This is a genomic window from Bacillus thuringiensis (genome assembly GCF_001595725.1).
Classification (GTDB): domain Bacteria; phylum Bacillota; class Bacilli; order Bacillales; family Bacillaceae_G; genus Bacillus_A; species Bacillus_A thuringiensis_K.
Window position 1 is genome coordinate 1,132,511 of record NZ_CP014282.1, and the last position, 14,541, is coordinate 1,147,051.

Below are 14,541 nucleotides of genomic sequence, written 5' to 3' on the forward strand. Positions count from 1 at the left end.
AGTTTTAATGGAGAGGAAGAGCATAATATGAACGAAAAAAGCATGCAGTTTTTACAAATCGCAATGAAGCATTTACCGGAAGCAAAGGCAATTTTAGATGATAATGGAATTGCACTTGATATGGAGAAAGCACAGCCGGTGTTAGAGTTGTTAATGAAAGTTATGAATGAAGCTTATGAGCTTGGGAAAGCAGATAAAGAATAAAAAGCATCTTTTTAAGATGGAGGAGAGGCCCGAACCGGGTAGAAGCGGTCAGGGCCTTTTTTATTCTCGCCTGGGGGAAAACAAGAGATATGAAGAGTATAAAGGAAAAGTAATGAGGAGAACTCTTTAGTTTAGAAGGAAAGCAGATAAAGAATAAAAAGCATCTTTTTAAGATGGAAGAGAGGCCCGAACCGTGGGTAGAAGCGGTCAGGGCCTTTTTTATTCTCGCCTGGGGGAAAACAAGAGATATGAAGAGTATAAAGGAAAAGTAGTGAGGAGAACTCTTTAGTTTAGAAGGAAAGCAGATAAAGAATAAAAAGCATCTTTTTAAGATGGAAGAGAGGCCCGAACCGTGAATAGAAGCGGTTTGAGTCTTTTTATATTTGAGAGGTATGTTTTTGTTTCTTTTAATGAAAAATAACGTGAATAATGCGTTAGCTTTCTGTTTTATGCGAAATATATTCTAGACAAAAATACATTTATGTTTTAAAATTAGTACCAAGTCATAATAATTGATATAAAACGGAGGGCTGCGATGTGAACGTGGGCATTTTAGGGATCGGAAGATATGTGCCAGAAAAAGTAGTCACAAATCACGATTTAGAGAAAATAATGGAAACATCCGATGAATGGATTCGTACGAGAACGGGAATTGCAGAAAGACGCATTGCCGATGATACAATAGATACTTCATATATGGCCGTAGAGGCTTCTAAAAAAGCACTTGAAGATGCAGGAATTAACGGAGAGGATATCGACCTTATTTTAGTAGCAACAGTAACACCAGATCGTGCTTTTCCAGCAGTTGCTTGTGTAATTCAAGAAGCGATTGGAGCGAAACAGGCAGCTGCAATGGATGTAGGTGCAGCATGTGCTGGTTTTATGTACGGAATGATTACAGCGCAGCAATTTATTCAAACGGGAACTTATAAAAATGTATTAGTAGTTGGTAGTGATAAACTATCTAAAATTGTAGACTGGAACGATCGAAATACAGCAGTATTATTTGGAGACGGAGCCGGTGCTATCGTAATGGGAGCTGTTTCAGAAGGTAAAGGTGTTCTATCTTTTGAATTAGGAGCAGACGGAAGTGGCGGCAAGCATCTTTATCAAGACGAGTATGTTATGATGAATGGCAGAGAAGTGTTTAAATTTGCCGTTCGTCAACTTGGTGATTCTTGTCTTCGCGTTTTAGATAAAGCTGGTCTTACGAAAGAAGATGTGGATTTCTTAGTACCGCATCAAGCAAACATTCGTATTATGGAATCTGCAAGAGAGAGGTTAAATTTACCACAAGAAAAAATGAGTATGACAATTGAGAAGTTCGGTAATACATCAGCTTCTTCAATTCCGATTGCAATGGTAGAGGAATTGCAAAACGGACGTATTCAAGACGGTGATTTAATTATACTTGTTGGTTTTGGTGGCGGATTAACATGGGGAGCAGTTGCTCTTCGTTGGGGTAAATAAGGACTGAGAGAAAAAAGGAGTGTATTTTGTATGGAAAAAAAGAGGGTCGTAATTACAGGACTAGGGGCTGTTACACCGGTCGGAACAGATGTTGAAACAGCATGGGAAAACATTAAAAAGGGTGTATCTGGAATCGGGCGACTTACAAGAATTGATCCAGAACTATTTCCAGCAAAAGTAGCAGCGGAAATTAACGACTTTGAAGTCGAGAAATATATTGATAAAAAAGAAGCGCGCCGTATGGATCGCTTTACACAATATGCAGTGGCAGCAGCGAAAATGGCAGTTGCAGACGCAAAGCTTGAAATTACAGAAGAAAACGGACCTCGAATTGGTGTATGGATTGGATCTGGTATTGGCGGTATGGAAACATACGAAGAACAATTTAAGATTTTTACTGAGAAAGGCCCACGCCGCGTGAGCCCATTCTTCGTGCCGATGATGATTCCAGATATGGCAGCAGGTCAAGTATCAATCGCAACAGGAGCAAAAGGAATTAACACTTGTTCTGTAACGGCTTGTGCATCTGGTGCAAACTCAATTGGTGATGCATTTAAAGCAATTCAGCGTGGTGATGCTGATGCAATGATTACAGGCGGAGCAGAAGCGCCGTTAACAAGTATGGCATTCGCAGGATTTAGCTCAGCGAAAGCATTAACATTTAATGAAGATCCAGCAACGGCTTGCCGTCCATTTGATAAAAACCGTAGCGGTTTCGTAATGGGTGAAGGTTCAGGTATTCTAATTCTTGAAGAATTAGAGCACGCATTAGCGCGCGGTGCTCACATTTACGCGGAAATTGCTGGTTATGGTGCAACTGGAGATGCGTTCCATATTACAATGCCTGCTCCTGGTGGTGAAGGCGGAGTGCGTGCAATGCGTCAAGCTTTAGCTGATGCAGGCCTACAGCCAGAAGATATTGATTACATTAATGCGCATGGTACAAGTACGGATGCGAATGAAAAATATGAAACGATGGCAATTAAAGAAACTTTCGGTGAGCACGCGTATAAAGTAGCGATTAGCTCAACGAAATCAATGACAGGTCACTTATTAGGAGCAGCTGGTGCTGTTGAAGCGATTTTCTCTATTAAATCAATTACAGACGGAGTAATTCCTCCAACAATTAACTATGAGACACCAGATCCAGAATGTGACTTAGATTATGTACCGAATCAAGCGAGACACCAAGAAGTAAATGCAGTATTAAGTAACTCATTAGGATTCGGTGGTCATAACGCAGTGTTAGTATTTAAATCGTATAAATAATAGATGAAATAAGGAGTTTTTTCGTAATATATTGCGAAAAAACTCCTTATTTATTTTTACGCCTTTTTCTTCTGTAGCATATACATAAGAAAAAAGGAGGGATAAAGATGGGGATTGTTGAAACAGCTGAATGGCTACATTTATATTATGGGCGGCCAGAAAAACTTTGTGAGAAATTTACGAAGTATATTCCGTTGCCAAAAGAAAGATTGTATCGCTTTTTAATTTCAAAAGGGATGTATCGCCCAATCATGCGCGGAGAAAAGGAAATTAAAGAATTAGAGGAAAAGGAAATTTGGAAAGAATTGAGCCTGGAGTATGATAAACTGAAAAATTGGTTAAAAGGTCCAGATGTCCCTGTCTTTATTTTATTATCAGATTCCTATAATCGAACTGTACAAGAAGAGTATAACGGTAGGGCTGGATTATCTATGCGTCATGTTATTTTCTTATTCGTATGTGGGCGGAATTCGGTAGAAGAATTAAAAGTGTTATTGGCGCATGAATATCATCACATATGCAGGTTACATCAAATTGAGATGAAGGAAACAGAATATACATTACTTGATACGATGATTATGGAAGGGCTAGCTGAGCAGGCAGTAACAGAAAGGTATACAGAAAAAAACAATGCACCGTGGACGGCGTATCTTTCAAAAGAAGAAGCTATTTATTATTGGAAAAATGTTGTACATGAAAGAATAAGTATAAAACGAGGAACAAGGGAACATGACATCGTATTAAATGGCTTTCACTCTTATCCGAAGATGCTTGGCTATGCGCTTGGATTTCATATTGTCAAAGATTGTGTAACTTTGGAAGGAGAAGATACACTTTCTTTATTATCTATAGATGCAAAAGAAATATTGAATAAAGCAAGTGCATTTCATATATAAAAAACAGGAGTTCTATTTCCTGTTTTTTTATTATTAATAGAAGAAAAAATAATAATTAGAATATATTTCCTCAAGTGGAATAAAGTTAAGCAAAAATGAACATAATGATTGGTACAAACAGTAGTGAAGTGAGGGGTAGTGAATGTTATATCTACATGATGTATGGGTAAATTGGTTTGAAGGTGAAGAAAATGGGTATAACGTTTGTCATTTTTACGAATGGCGGAAAGATGATACGATTGAGCTATTAGATCAAGTGCCATTATTAAAAGTAGATGCCACATTATATCATTACATCGAGAACGAATTGTTAGAGCTTCCGCAAAAAATGCTGGAAGACGTACATCATAAGGCTTATATTCGTAAAAATCATGAACGTTTGCAGCAAGAGTATTGCTTTGTTGTTACAGATGGAAAAGGAATTATTGCGATTGACACAATTGGTTACAATGTACCAATTCGTAAAAGCAGACTTATACCACGCCAAGAGCAGATGGTATATGAGATGGTAGAAAACGTAAAAGCAGAAAAGTATGAGTTCCAAGTAGAAGAAACAGAAAAAGAACATCACATTTTATCACCATCGCCTTTCATTATGAATGGCTTGACTCGTAAAGAAAGACAGCTAAAACAATTATTATTTATGGCGTTAGATCAATTACATACAACGAAAAATACAGCAGAGATTCGCTATTGGTACACAGAGTGGGATCCATCAGCATATGGAACGGTTCAACATATGGAGTTCGAGGATATTTGGGCTAGACTGTATGATGAAGCGAAAGCTGGCTGGTCTGAGAAACATGAACAATTATGTGAGCGTCTTGTAAAAGGACAGCCATTTTTTGAAAAGTTATGGGAAATGGAAAATGAGCAAAAGGTAAATTAAAAAACCGCCGATTGGCGGTTTTTTTAATTTGTTGTAATCCAGCTCCAGCGGCAAGAATGTTCGGTGGCTTCGCGCCTTCCTGCGAGGCAAAAAGCGCCTCTACGTCAGGAGCTCCATCCCCCTCACATTCTGAACGAGCCGCTTCCGCTTTATATGTAATCCAGCTCCAGCGGCAAGAATGTTCGGTGGCTTCGCGCCTTCCTGCGAGGCAAAAAGCGCCTCTACGTCAGGAGCTCCATCCCCCTCACATTCTAAGCGAGCCGCTTCCGCTTTATATGAAATCCAGCTCTGGCAGCAAGCTCTTCGTGTCTAAGAACCTTCCGCATAAGAAGACAAAAAGCGTCTTCTATGCGAAAGAACCTTAGCCAGTCAGAGCTGAACGAGCTGCCTCCGCTTTATATGTTACCTACGTTTTCTGCTTAGTCCCATTGCGTTTTCTACTTTGCGTAGTTGTTTGAATGCAACGCGGTTTGCTTTTTCTGCACCTTTGTCTAGAATTTCGTCTAGTTCTGGTGAATTGATTAGTTCGTTATATTTGTCTTGGATTGGACGAATTGCTTCTACGACTACTTGCGCTAGGTCGCCTTTGAAGTCGCCGTATCCTTTTCCTTCGTACATTGCTTCAATTTCTTCAACTGTTTTTCCGGAGAATGAAGAGTAGATTGTTAATAAATTAGAGATACCAGGTTTGTTTTCCTTATCAAATTTCACGATACCTTCAGAGTCAGTTACAGCACTCTTAATTTTCTTTTCAATTGTTTTTGGCTCATCAAGCATACTGATCATTGATTTTGGATTTGGATCAGATTTACTCATTTTTTTCGTAGGTTCTGTTAATGACATAACGCGAGCTCCTACTTTTGGAATACGAATTTCAGGCATTGTGAAGATTTCGCGGTAACGTTTGTTGAAACGCTCTGCTAAGTCACGTGTTAATTCGATATGTTGCTTTTGGTCATCACCAACCGGCACGATTTCAGTGTTGTAAAGTAAAATATCAGCAGCCATTAATGGTGGATACGTAAGTAATCCAGCTGGAACTGAATCTCTACCAGAAGCTTTATCTTTATATTGCGTCATACGCTCTAATTCTCCAACGTAAGCAACAGATTGCATAATCCATCCTAGTTGAGCGTGTGCTGGTACTTCTGACTGTACAAATAAAGTAGCTTTTTCAGGATCGATGCCGCATGCCACATAAAGTGCAGCAAGGCTGCGGATGTTTTTACGAAGCCCGACGGGATCTTGAGGCACTGTAATCGCATGTTGGTTTACAATACAGAAATAACAGTCGTGTTCATTTTGAAGCTCTGTAAACTGCTTCATTGCTCCTAAATAGTTTCCAAGTGTAATCGTTCCACTTGGCTGAATACCAGAAAAGATAACTGACATAAGTAATTCCTCCTAAAATTGAATGTGTGATGTGGGGAAGAGAAGGCAAACAAAAAAGCCCATTCATCCCAAAAACTATAGGGACGAATGGACCGCGGTACCACCCTAATTATTTCACTACTGTGAAATCTCTCTAATCCATAATAACGTTAGGATATAACGCCAAAGCCTACTACTTTCGGTTCGGTTTGGTGCTCAAAAGCCCATTCCATACTGTACAATTACTTGTTCACACCAACCACAAGCTCTCTGAAATTGCCTCAATATGTACTCTTCTTTATCATCGCATACATATAAATTTATTTATTGTTACTTGAGCTCTTTTAATATGAAAGAACTAAAGTTTTATAACAAAATGTTTTGCTGATTATTATATCATATGGGATAGTGTTTGCAAACTACATCAAAATAGTAAAGCTAATGAGGGTCGAGAACAACCCAAGAACGATACCTGTAATACAAATCGGATATGTCCATTTGAATGAATATGTTTTATAAATACGTTCTTTTTTATCTGTAGGTTCCTCGACTTCTTCAATTAAAGAGTCAATCTTTTTGTTCGTACCAAATACTCTCTGGAAAGCATATAGAGTTACATTGAAAAACCCATTTTGAAATATGAATAAAAAACCACCTATCAGAATAAAAAATAGCGCGATATAAAACGAGATGTTGACAAAGTTCAACAAAAATTGAGATGAAATGAGGAATGCAGCAATACTAGAAGCAATCATCGCTATAAAAATTAGTATACAAGTATGAAAAAAAACTTTATTCAAAATATTCCCCTCCGTCAAAATATTACTAGAATTATTATACTATAAAAGCTATAATATGTACTAGGATTAATTTTTTGAAAATTATACGCAATTAAAGGTCTGATTTTAAGATGATGGTAGCAATGTTAATGTATCCCTTTACGAAAAATTAAAAATATAAATATTTTATTAAAAATTTTAACAAAAAAACAAAAAACTATATTCACAATCGTCTTATTATATGTATAATGAAAATTGTAGAAACTTGGAGATTATTCTTTCAATTCTACTTTTTAACAAGTGAGGGTACAGGAAGTGCAATTAGGGGAGGCAACACAACATGAAGAAAAAGATACCGTTATTACTTGCATCAACTTTAACTGCAAGTATGTTGCTTAGCGCGTGTAGCTACCAAAAAGATGACGCAAAAGCAAAAGGGAAAGAGAACGCTACGAGTAGTAGTAACGGAAAACAGATTCTTAATTTAACAGAGTTATCTGAAATTCCGTCAATGGATGCATCATTAGCATCTGATTCTTCATCTTCTACAGCATTAAATAATACGATGGAAGGTTTATATCGTATTGGCAAAGATCAAAAGAGAATGCCTGGAGTTGCAGAAGATGTCGAAAAGCTAGATGATGGGAAGAAATACATATTTAAATTAAGAAGAGATGCGAAATGGTCGAATGGGGAACCTGTAACAGCTAAAGACTTTGTGTATTCATGGAAAAGAGCAGTAAATCCAGATACAAAAGCAACGTATTCGTACATTATGTTCGATATTAAAAATGCAGAGAAAATTCATAAAAAAGAATTACCTGCTGACCAATTAGGTGTAAAAGCTATTGATGATTATACATTAGAAGTAGAATTAGACAATCCCGTTCCTTACTTTATCGATTTAACAGTTTATCCAGTATTTTACCCACTAAATGAAAACTTTGTAAAAGTACAAGGTGATAAATTTGGTTTAGAGGCAAATACAACATTATATAACGGTCCATTCGTTATGAGTGATTGGAAACATGAACAAAGTTTCCAATTCAAGAAGAATCCTTCATATTGGGATAATAAAACGGTTAAAATCGAAGAAATCAACTTTAATATTGTAAAAAATACAGCAACTGATGTAAATTTATATGAGACAAACGCGATTGATCGAGCGGCTTTAACGTCTGAATTTGTTGATAAGTTTAGAAAAAGCCCAGAGTTCCAAACAAGAAAAGAAGCAGGGGTTGCTTACTTAAGATTTAATCAAAGTAATCAGTACTTAAGTAATAAAAACTTAAGAAAAGCAATTTCAATGTCCTTTGACCGTGATAACATTGCAAAAGTTATTTTAAATAACGGTGCAATTGGAGCTTACGGCTTTGTTGGAAAAGATTTCGCTGAAGGTCCGAATAAAAAGGATTTCCGAGCTGAAAATGGAAAGCTAGTTGAAACAAATCCAAAAGAAGCGAAAAAGCTTTGGGAAACAGCGAAGAAAGAGCTTGGAACTGATAAAATCGAACTAGAATTCTTAAACTTTGATAATGAAGATGCTAAAAAAGTTGGGGAATTCTTAAAAGGTGAGATGGAAAAGAACTTACCAGGTTTATCAATTAAAATTAAACAGCAACCATTCGCACAAAAAAATAAATTAGAAGATTCTCAGCAATATGATATTGCGTTTGGTATTTGGGGACCAGATTTCCCAGATCCAATCTCATATTTAGATATGTTTGTTACGAATGGTTCTCAAAATAAAACAGGGTATTCTAATCAGAGATATGATGAGTTAATCCTAAAAGCTAAAACAGATACAAAAGATTTACAAGCTCGCTGGGACAACCTTCTAGAAGTAGAGAAGATGTTAATTAAAGAGGATGCAGTTATCACTCCAATCTTCCAAAAAGGTTCAGCGTATGTAGTAAAAGGTGCCGTAAAAGATATTATCCCAATTAACTATGGTGGTAAATTAACTTACAAATGGGCATCTATTGAACAAAAATAATCTTTTTTTTCCATCGTTTACAAGGGTATATGCTTATGATGGGCATATGCTCTTATTTTAAAAAAATAAAAGTAAGAATATTTTAAACTATCTTATTGCTTTTGAGAAAAACGGGGAGGTGCTTGACTATGGGACGTTATGTATTAAAACGTTTCGTGTACATGGCTTTGACATTATTTTTAATTACTACACTGACTTTCTTTTTGATGAAATTACTTCCGGGTTCTCCGCTTAAAAACCAGGAGAAGCTATCACCGGCACAAAAAGAAATCATTCTTGAAAAATACGGATTGAATGATCCGGTACCAGTTCAATACGCACGTTACTTAGGTAACTTAGCAAAAGGTGATTTAGGGGTATCATTCCAATATGATAACCGCCCAGTAACAGACATGATTGTGGATCGTATTGGACCATCAGCCCAATTAGGTTTACAAGCGATTATATTAGGAACGTTTATCGGTTTAATTTTGGGTATTGTTGCCGCACTTCGTAATAATACGTGGGTAGATTATAGTGCAACAGTTATTTCGGTACTCGGAATGTCGGTACCATCATTCGTATTTGCCGCATTACTGCAATATTTCGTAGGGGTAAAACTTGGCTGGTTCCCAGTAGCATTCTGGAAAGGGCCAGAGTTTACTGTAATGCCTACAATTGCATTATCGATGGGAGTTATCGCAACAATCGCACGTTTCTCTCGTGCAGAGTTAATTGAAGTTATGCAAGCCGATTACATTTTAACAGCGAAAGCGAAAGGAATTAGCCAAGGCGTTATTATTGTTAAACATGCACTTCGTAACGCGTTAATTCCAGTTGTAACAATTTTAGGACCAATGGTTGCGGCATTAATTACAGGAACACTTGTTATCGAGCAAATTTATGCTGTACCAGGACTTGGGGAACAATTCGTTAAATCGATTACTTTAAATGACTATACAGTTATTATGGGAACTACGATTTTCTATAGTGCGATTTTCATTTTAGTTATTTTCATTGTCGATATTTTATACGGAATTATTGATCCTCGTATTCGTTTAGCGGGAGGGAAAAAATGATGAAAGATGTACAAAAATTATCTCCAGATTTATTTCAACAAGCCAATCAAAATAATGTTGATAATGAAGTCATTGCCCGTCCAAGCTTAACGTTTTGGCAAGATGTAAGAAGACGTTTATTCCAACATAAAGGTGCGATGCTTGGACTTGTATTATTAGTTATCATTGCGCTATTAGCGATTTTTGGACCGATGGTAAGTAAACATTCGTATAAAGAGCAAGATTTAGGTCGTGCGAAATTACCACCAAAAATTCCAGTTATTGAAAATGTTCATTGGTTACCATTTGACGGTACAGATCAATATGGTGTTGACCAGTATGAAAAACGTGATATTAAAGAGTACTTCTGGTTTGGTACAGATGATCTTGGCCGTGACTTATGGACAAGAACATGGGAAGGTACACGCGTATCATTATATATCGCTCTTTTAGCGGCAGCAATTGACTTAGTAATTGGGGTTGCATACGGAGGTATTTCAGCATTCTACGGCGGTAGAGTAGATAATATTATGCAACGTATTATGGAGATTATTAACGGTATTCCATACTTAATCATCGTTATTTTAATGGTAATCATTATGGGATCTGGTATTTGGTCAATTACACTCGCGATGGCGATTACAGGTTGGATAGGGATGTCGCGAATTGTTCGTGGACAAATCTTAAAGTTAAAAAACCAAGAATATGTATTAGCATCTCGTACATTAGGTGCAACAAATACACAATTAATTGTGAAACATTTAATTCCAAACGTAATGGGACCTATTATCGTAATGACAATGTTTACAATTCCATCAGCGGTGTTTGGTGAAGCGTTCTTAAGTTTCATCGGTTTAGGGATTCAGCCACCATTTGCGTCACTAGGTTCTCTTGTAAATGATGGTTATAAATCTATTCAAACGTATCCGCATATGATGTTCATCCCTGCGGTTGTCATCAGTATATTAATTTTAGCATTTAACTTAATGGCAGACGGATTACGCGACGCGTTAGATCCAAAAATGCGTAAGTAAAAGAGGGGAGAGGCAAAGATGAAAACATTGTTAGAGGTAAAAGATTTACAAGTCTCCTTTGATACACATGCAGGTGAAGTACAAGCTGTACGCGGCGTTACTTTTGATTTGAAAAAAGGAGAAACATTGGCGATTGTAGGAGAATCTGGTTCAGGGAAATCAGTTACTTCTAAAGCGTTAATGGGATTAATTCCGAATCCTCCTGGACGCATTAAAAATGGTGAAATCGTATTTGAAGGTCGTGACTTAACAAAATTAACAGAAAAAGAAATGCAGCAAGTACGCGGTAAAGATATTGCGATGATTTTCCAAGATCCAATGACATCATTAAATCCAACGATGACAATTGGAAATCAAATTATGGAAGGTCTAATTAAACACCAAGGGATGAGTAAAGCAGATGCACGTAAAGTTGCTTTAGAATTAATTGACCTTGTAGGTATTCCAAATCCAGAAGCTCGTTTAAAACAATATCCTCACCAATTCTCAGGTGGTATGAGACAGCGTGTAGTTATTGCGATGGCGTTAGCTTGTAACCCGAAATTATTAATTGCCGATGAGCCGACAACAGCGCTAGACGTTACGATTCAGGCGCAAATTTTAGAACTTATGAAAGACATTCAGCAAAAAACAGAAGCAGCAATCATTTTTATTACGCATGACTTAGGTGTAGTAGCAAACGTTGCGGACCGAGTGGCAGTTATGTACGCTGGTAAAGTTGTTGAAATTGGAACTGTAGATGAAATTTTCTACAATCCGAAACATCCATATACTTGGGGTTTAATCGCATCTATGCCAAGTTTAGATGGTTCAGAAGAAGAGTTATATGCAATCCCTGGAACGCCTCCAGATTTATTGAAGCCGCCGAAGGGAGATGCTTTTGCACCACGTAACCCACAGGCACTGAAAATTGACTTTGAAATGGACCCACCTTTATTTAAAGTAAGTGATACACACTATGCGGCAACTTGGTTACTTCACGAGCAAGCTCCAGAAGTAAAACCGCCGGCAGTCGTTGAAAGACGCATTCTTCAAATGAAAGCAGGTGAACAACATGACTAAACAACGTGAGAAATTAATTGAAGTAAAAAATGTAAAGCAGCACTTCGACGTGAGTGGTGGTGTTGTCAAAGCGGTTAATGATATTTCATTTGATATTTACCGCGGAGAAACATTTGGTCTTGTAGGAGAATCGGGTTGTGGTAAATCGACAACTGGAAGAACAATTATTCGTTTATATGATGCAACTGCTGGTGAAGTATTGTTCGATGGTGAAAATGTACATGGTAAGAAATCACGCGCAGAACTGAAGAAATTCAACCGTAAAATGCAAATGATTTTCCAAGATCCATACGCATCATTAAATCCTCGTATGACAGTAGGGGATATTATCGCAGAAGGTATTGATATTCACGGATTAGCGAAAAGTAAAAAAGAGCGCATGGACCGTGTTCATGAACTATTAAACACAGTTGGTTTAAATAAAGAGCACGCAAACCGTTTCCCACACGAATTCTCAGGTGGACAACGTCAGCGTATCGGTATTGCTCGAGCGCTTGCTGTAGACCCAGAATTTATCATTGCCGATGAGCCGATCTCAGCACTGGACGTATCGATTCAGGCGCAAGTTGTAAACTTACTGAAAAAGCTACAAAAAGAAAAAGGTTTAACATACTTATTCATCGCCCATGATTTATCAATGGTAAAATACATTAGTGACCGTATTGGTGTAATGTATCGTGGCCAAATCGTTGAGTTAACAACAAGTGATGAATTATATGCGAATCCAATTCATCCATATACGAAATCACTATTATCAGCGATTCCACTTCCAGATCCAGATTATGAGCGCAATCGTAAACGTATCGTATATGATCCATCGCAGCATGATTACGGTAGCGAAGTGCCAACAATGCGTGAAATTCGCCCAGGACATTTCGTACTATGTTCTGAAGCAGAGTATAAGAAATATAAAGAGATTTATCAATAAGAAAAAGAGCCATTCTTCTGTTATGGAAGGATGGCTCTTTTTCTACTATATAAAAGAATTTTATACATTTGTCGGTCAGTTGATATATTTAAAGAATCGCTAGGATAAATCTCATGTACCATTAGTGATATCCATATGCAAAATTACTGAACTTGAACAGAAATATTCTCTTCTTGCTCCTCGGGTTTAACAAGTGCATAACGTTCCCACGCTCTACTTTTCCAGCGGAAGAACATAATTATGGCACGTGTCCATTCGTCGATGGCGATCGCTAGCCAAATACCAACGAGCCCCATATCTAAATGAAAGGCGAAAAAGTAACCTAGTGGTAAACTCATTAACACCATAGAAAATGCACCGATTAAAACAGGATATTTTGCATCACCAGCTGCACGAAGCGAATTAATGATGACGATGTTCATCGTGCGTCCCGTTTCAAGTAGTACACTTAGTAAAAGAACACTTGCGCCTAACCCGATAATGTGCGGATTATCTGTAAACAGTCCCATTAATTGTGTACGGAATGTAATAATGAGAGCGACCATACATAAAGTTACACCAATTGCCCATTTTACACTTTTCCACAAGCGTTCGTATGCTTCATCCTTTTCGCCACCACCAACGAGGCGGCCGATAATAATGGCTGTTCCCATACCAATTGCAATTGCAAATAAATAAGTGAACATGGAAATGTTAGTAGCGTATTGTCTAGCAGCTAATGATTCCGTTCCTAAGTACGTTGCGTAATAAAGGAAGACGATTTGACAAGCTTGATACATCACTTGTTCAAATGCAGATGGAATGCCAATTTTTAAAATTTTCCCAATGTATTCTTTGGATAAAGTGAAGTAATATTGTAATTTTACACGATATTCCATAACGCGGTATAGTAACCAGAAGAAAACAATAAGTGCGATCAATCGACTGATAGCAGAAGAAATTGCAGCCCCTTGTACACCGAGCTCAGGGAAACCAAATTTCCCGAAAATGAGTACGTAGTTTCCAGCGATATGAATCATATTCATTCCGAGTGAAATAAACATTGCTTGCTTTGTAAAACCGTGTACACGGATAATTGCGGCTAATGAGTTAATAATAGCTTGTAGGAAGATGGCTCCTCCGACGATAGATAAGTAGTTTTGCGCATACGTTAGTACATCGCCTTGTAAGTTCATTGCGAGCATCATATGTTTCGAAAATAAAAGAAAACCAGCACTTATAACGAGCCCAACTATTAAATTTAATGTGACGGCTAATGCTGATATTTTAGATGCTTCCATAAAGCGTTTGGAACCGAGGTATTGAGATACAACGATAGCAGCGCCGTTCCCGATGACTTCTAATACCAAAATCGCAATATGAAGATATTGATTCGCTGCACCAACCCCAGATACAGCATCGTCTGATAATGCACTTAACATGAAAGTATCAGCGATCCCCATTAACATAAAAAGAAAAACTTCTAGAAAAATAGGCCATGTTAATAAGAATAAACTTAATTTCTCTGTCGGTCCATTTTTTGCCTGAATTGCTGTCATGTCCGTCCCCTCTTTACCGATATCTATTTTTAGCAAAATGTATCGTAACATACTTTCTTAACCTTTGC

13 protein-coding genes and 1 other annotated feature are annotated in these 14,541 nt (G+C 37.5%); of the genes, 10 read left to right on the forward strand and 3 right to left on the reverse strand.

The window, feature by feature from the left end:
• Positions 1-27 precede the first annotated feature (27 nt).
• The 5 genes from AXW78_RS05700 (at position 28) to AXW78_RS05720 (ending at position 4,728) form a co-directional block, all read left to right on the forward strand.
• On the forward strand, positions 28-204 hold the full coding sequence (locus AXW78_RS05700) for a ComZ family protein (RefSeq protein ID WP_001986215.1): 177 nt from the start codon (positions 28-30) through the stop codon (positions 202-204).
• 537 nt (positions 205-741) lie between these two features.
• Entirely contained in the window at positions 742-1,674 is a 933-nt protein-coding gene (fabH, locus tag AXW78_RS05705) for a beta-ketoacyl-ACP synthase III (protein ID WP_001100544.1), read from the forward strand.
• A gap of 30 nt (positions 1,675-1,704) precedes the next feature.
• A complete protein-coding gene (gene fabF / locus AXW78_RS05710) occupies positions 1,705-2,943 on the forward strand; it encodes a beta-ketoacyl-ACP synthase II (RefSeq protein ID WP_000412656.1) in 1,239 nt (412 codons plus the stop codon).
• Positions 2,944-3,050: 107 nt separating this feature from the next.
• Positions 3,051-3,839 carry a DUF2268 domain-containing putative Zn-dependent protease gene (locus AXW78_RS05715; protein ID WP_000513273.1) on the forward strand — a complete coding sequence of 263 codons (789 nt, stop codon included), beginning with the start codon at positions 3,051-3,053 and terminating at the stop codon, positions 3,837-3,839.
• Positions 3,840-3,981: 142 nt separating this feature from the next.
• On the forward strand, positions 3,982-4,728 hold the full coding sequence (locus AXW78_RS05720; protein ID WP_000966124.1) for a YjbA family protein: 747 nt from the start codon (positions 3,982-3,984) through the stop codon (positions 4,726-4,728).
• Between the two features lie 402 nt (positions 4,729-5,130).
• Here AXW78_RS05720 and trpS read toward each other — a convergent pair whose 3' ends face one another.
• Positions 5,131-6,120, reverse strand: a complete 990-nt coding sequence (trpS, locus tag AXW78_RS05725) for a tryptophan--tRNA ligase (protein ID WP_000110982.1) — start codon at positions 6,118-6,120, stop codon at positions 5,131-5,133.
• A 76-nt stretch (positions 6,121-6,196) separates the two neighbouring features.
• Positions 6,197-6,413, reverse strand: a binding site (T-box leader).
• Between the two features lie 105 nt (positions 6,414-6,518).
• Positions 6,519-6,899, reverse strand: a complete 381-nt coding sequence (locus AXW78_RS05730) for a DUF3899 domain-containing protein (RefSeq protein WP_001044996.1) — start codon at positions 6,897-6,899, stop codon at positions 6,519-6,521.
• A 319-nt stretch (positions 6,900-7,218) separates the two neighbouring features.
• Here AXW78_RS05730 and AXW78_RS05735 point away from each other — a divergent pair, with 319 nt between their 5' ends.
• The 5 genes from AXW78_RS05735 to AXW78_RS05755 all read left to right on the forward strand — a co-directional run bounded on the left by AXW78_RS05735 (position 7,219) and on the right by AXW78_RS05755 (position 12,935).
• A complete protein-coding gene (locus tag AXW78_RS05735; protein WP_000727222.1) occupies positions 7,219-8,874 on the forward strand; it encodes a peptide ABC transporter substrate-binding protein in 1,656 nt (551 codons plus the stop codon).
• 128 nt (positions 8,875-9,002) lie between these two features.
• Positions 9,003-9,932: an oligopeptide ABC transporter permease gene (gene opp3b / locus AXW78_RS05740; RefSeq protein ID WP_000534167.1), complete on the forward strand. Its 930-nt coding sequence runs from the start codon at positions 9,003-9,005 to the stop codon at positions 9,930-9,932.
• The gene (gene opp3C, locus AXW78_RS05745; RefSeq protein WP_000974106.1) at positions 9,929-10,945 is read left to right on the forward strand and encodes an oligopeptide ABC transporter permease; all 1,017 of its coding nucleotides are present in this window, start codon (positions 9,929-9,931) and stop codon (positions 10,943-10,945) included. The genes opp3b and opp3C overlap by 4 nt, the downstream gene beginning before the upstream one ends.
• A gap of 18 nt (positions 10,946-10,963) precedes the next feature.
• Entirely contained in the window at positions 10,964-12,007 is a 1,044-nt protein-coding gene (locus tag AXW78_RS05750) for an ABC transporter ATP-binding protein (protein ID WP_000854347.1), read from the forward strand.
• Positions 12,000-12,935 carry an ABC transporter ATP-binding protein gene (locus AXW78_RS05755; RefSeq protein WP_000166347.1) on the forward strand — a complete coding sequence of 312 codons (936 nt, stop codon included), beginning with the start codon at positions 12,000-12,002 and terminating at the stop codon, positions 12,933-12,935. Before AXW78_RS05750 ends, AXW78_RS05755 begins: the two co-directional genes overlap by 8 nt.
• Positions 12,936-13,078: 143 nt before the next feature.
• Here AXW78_RS05755 and AXW78_RS05760 read toward each other — a convergent pair whose 3' ends face one another.
• Positions 13,079-14,524 carry an MATE family efflux transporter gene (locus AXW78_RS05760; RefSeq protein ID WP_061883894.1) on the reverse strand — a complete coding sequence of 482 codons (1,446 nt, stop codon included), beginning with the start codon at positions 14,522-14,524 and terminating at the stop codon, positions 13,079-13,081.
• Positions 14,525-14,541: the final 17 nt, after the last annotated feature.

What these genes read in the sequence shown, in the direction of transcription:
- AXW78_RS05700 (WP_001986215.1), top strand. Translation starts at nt 28, where the DNA reads ATGAACGAAAAAAGCATGCAGTTTTTACAAATCGCAATGAAGCATTTA.
- fabF (WP_000412656.1), top strand. Translation starts at nt 1,705, where the DNA reads ATGGAAAAAAAGAGGGTCGTAATTACAGGACTAGGGGCTGTTACACCG.
- AXW78_RS05715 (WP_000513273.1), top strand. Translation starts at nt 3,051, where the DNA reads ATGGGGATTGTTGAAACAGCTGAATGGCTACATTTATATTATGGGCGG.
- AXW78_RS05720 (WP_000966124.1), top strand. Translation starts at nt 3,982, where the DNA reads ATGTTATATCTACATGATGTATGGGTAAATTGGTTTGAAGGTGAAGAA.
- trpS (WP_000110982.1), bottom strand. Translation starts at nt 6,120, where the DNA reads ATGTCAGTTATCTTTTCTGGTATTCAGCCAAGTGGAACGATTACACTT.
- AXW78_RS05735 (WP_000727222.1), top strand. Translation starts at nt 7,219, where the DNA reads ATGAAGAAAAAGATACCGTTATTACTTGCATCAACTTTAACTGCAAGT.
- opp3b (WP_000534167.1), top strand. Translation starts at nt 9,003, where the DNA reads ATGGGACGTTATGTATTAAAACGTTTCGTGTACATGGCTTTGACATTA.
- opp3C (WP_000974106.1), top strand. Translation starts at nt 9,929, where the DNA reads ATGATGAAAGATGTACAAAAATTATCTCCAGATTTATTTCAACAAGCC.
- AXW78_RS05750 (WP_000854347.1), top strand. Translation starts at nt 10,964, where the DNA reads ATGAAAACATTGTTAGAGGTAAAAGATTTACAAGTCTCCTTTGATACA.
- AXW78_RS05755 (WP_000166347.1), top strand. Translation starts at nt 12,000, where the DNA reads ATGACTAAACAACGTGAGAAATTAATTGAAGTAAAAAATGTAAAGCAG.
- AXW78_RS05760 (WP_061883894.1), bottom strand. Translation starts at nt 14,524, where the DNA reads ATGTTACGATACATTTTGCTAAAAATAGATATCGGTAAAGAGGGGACG.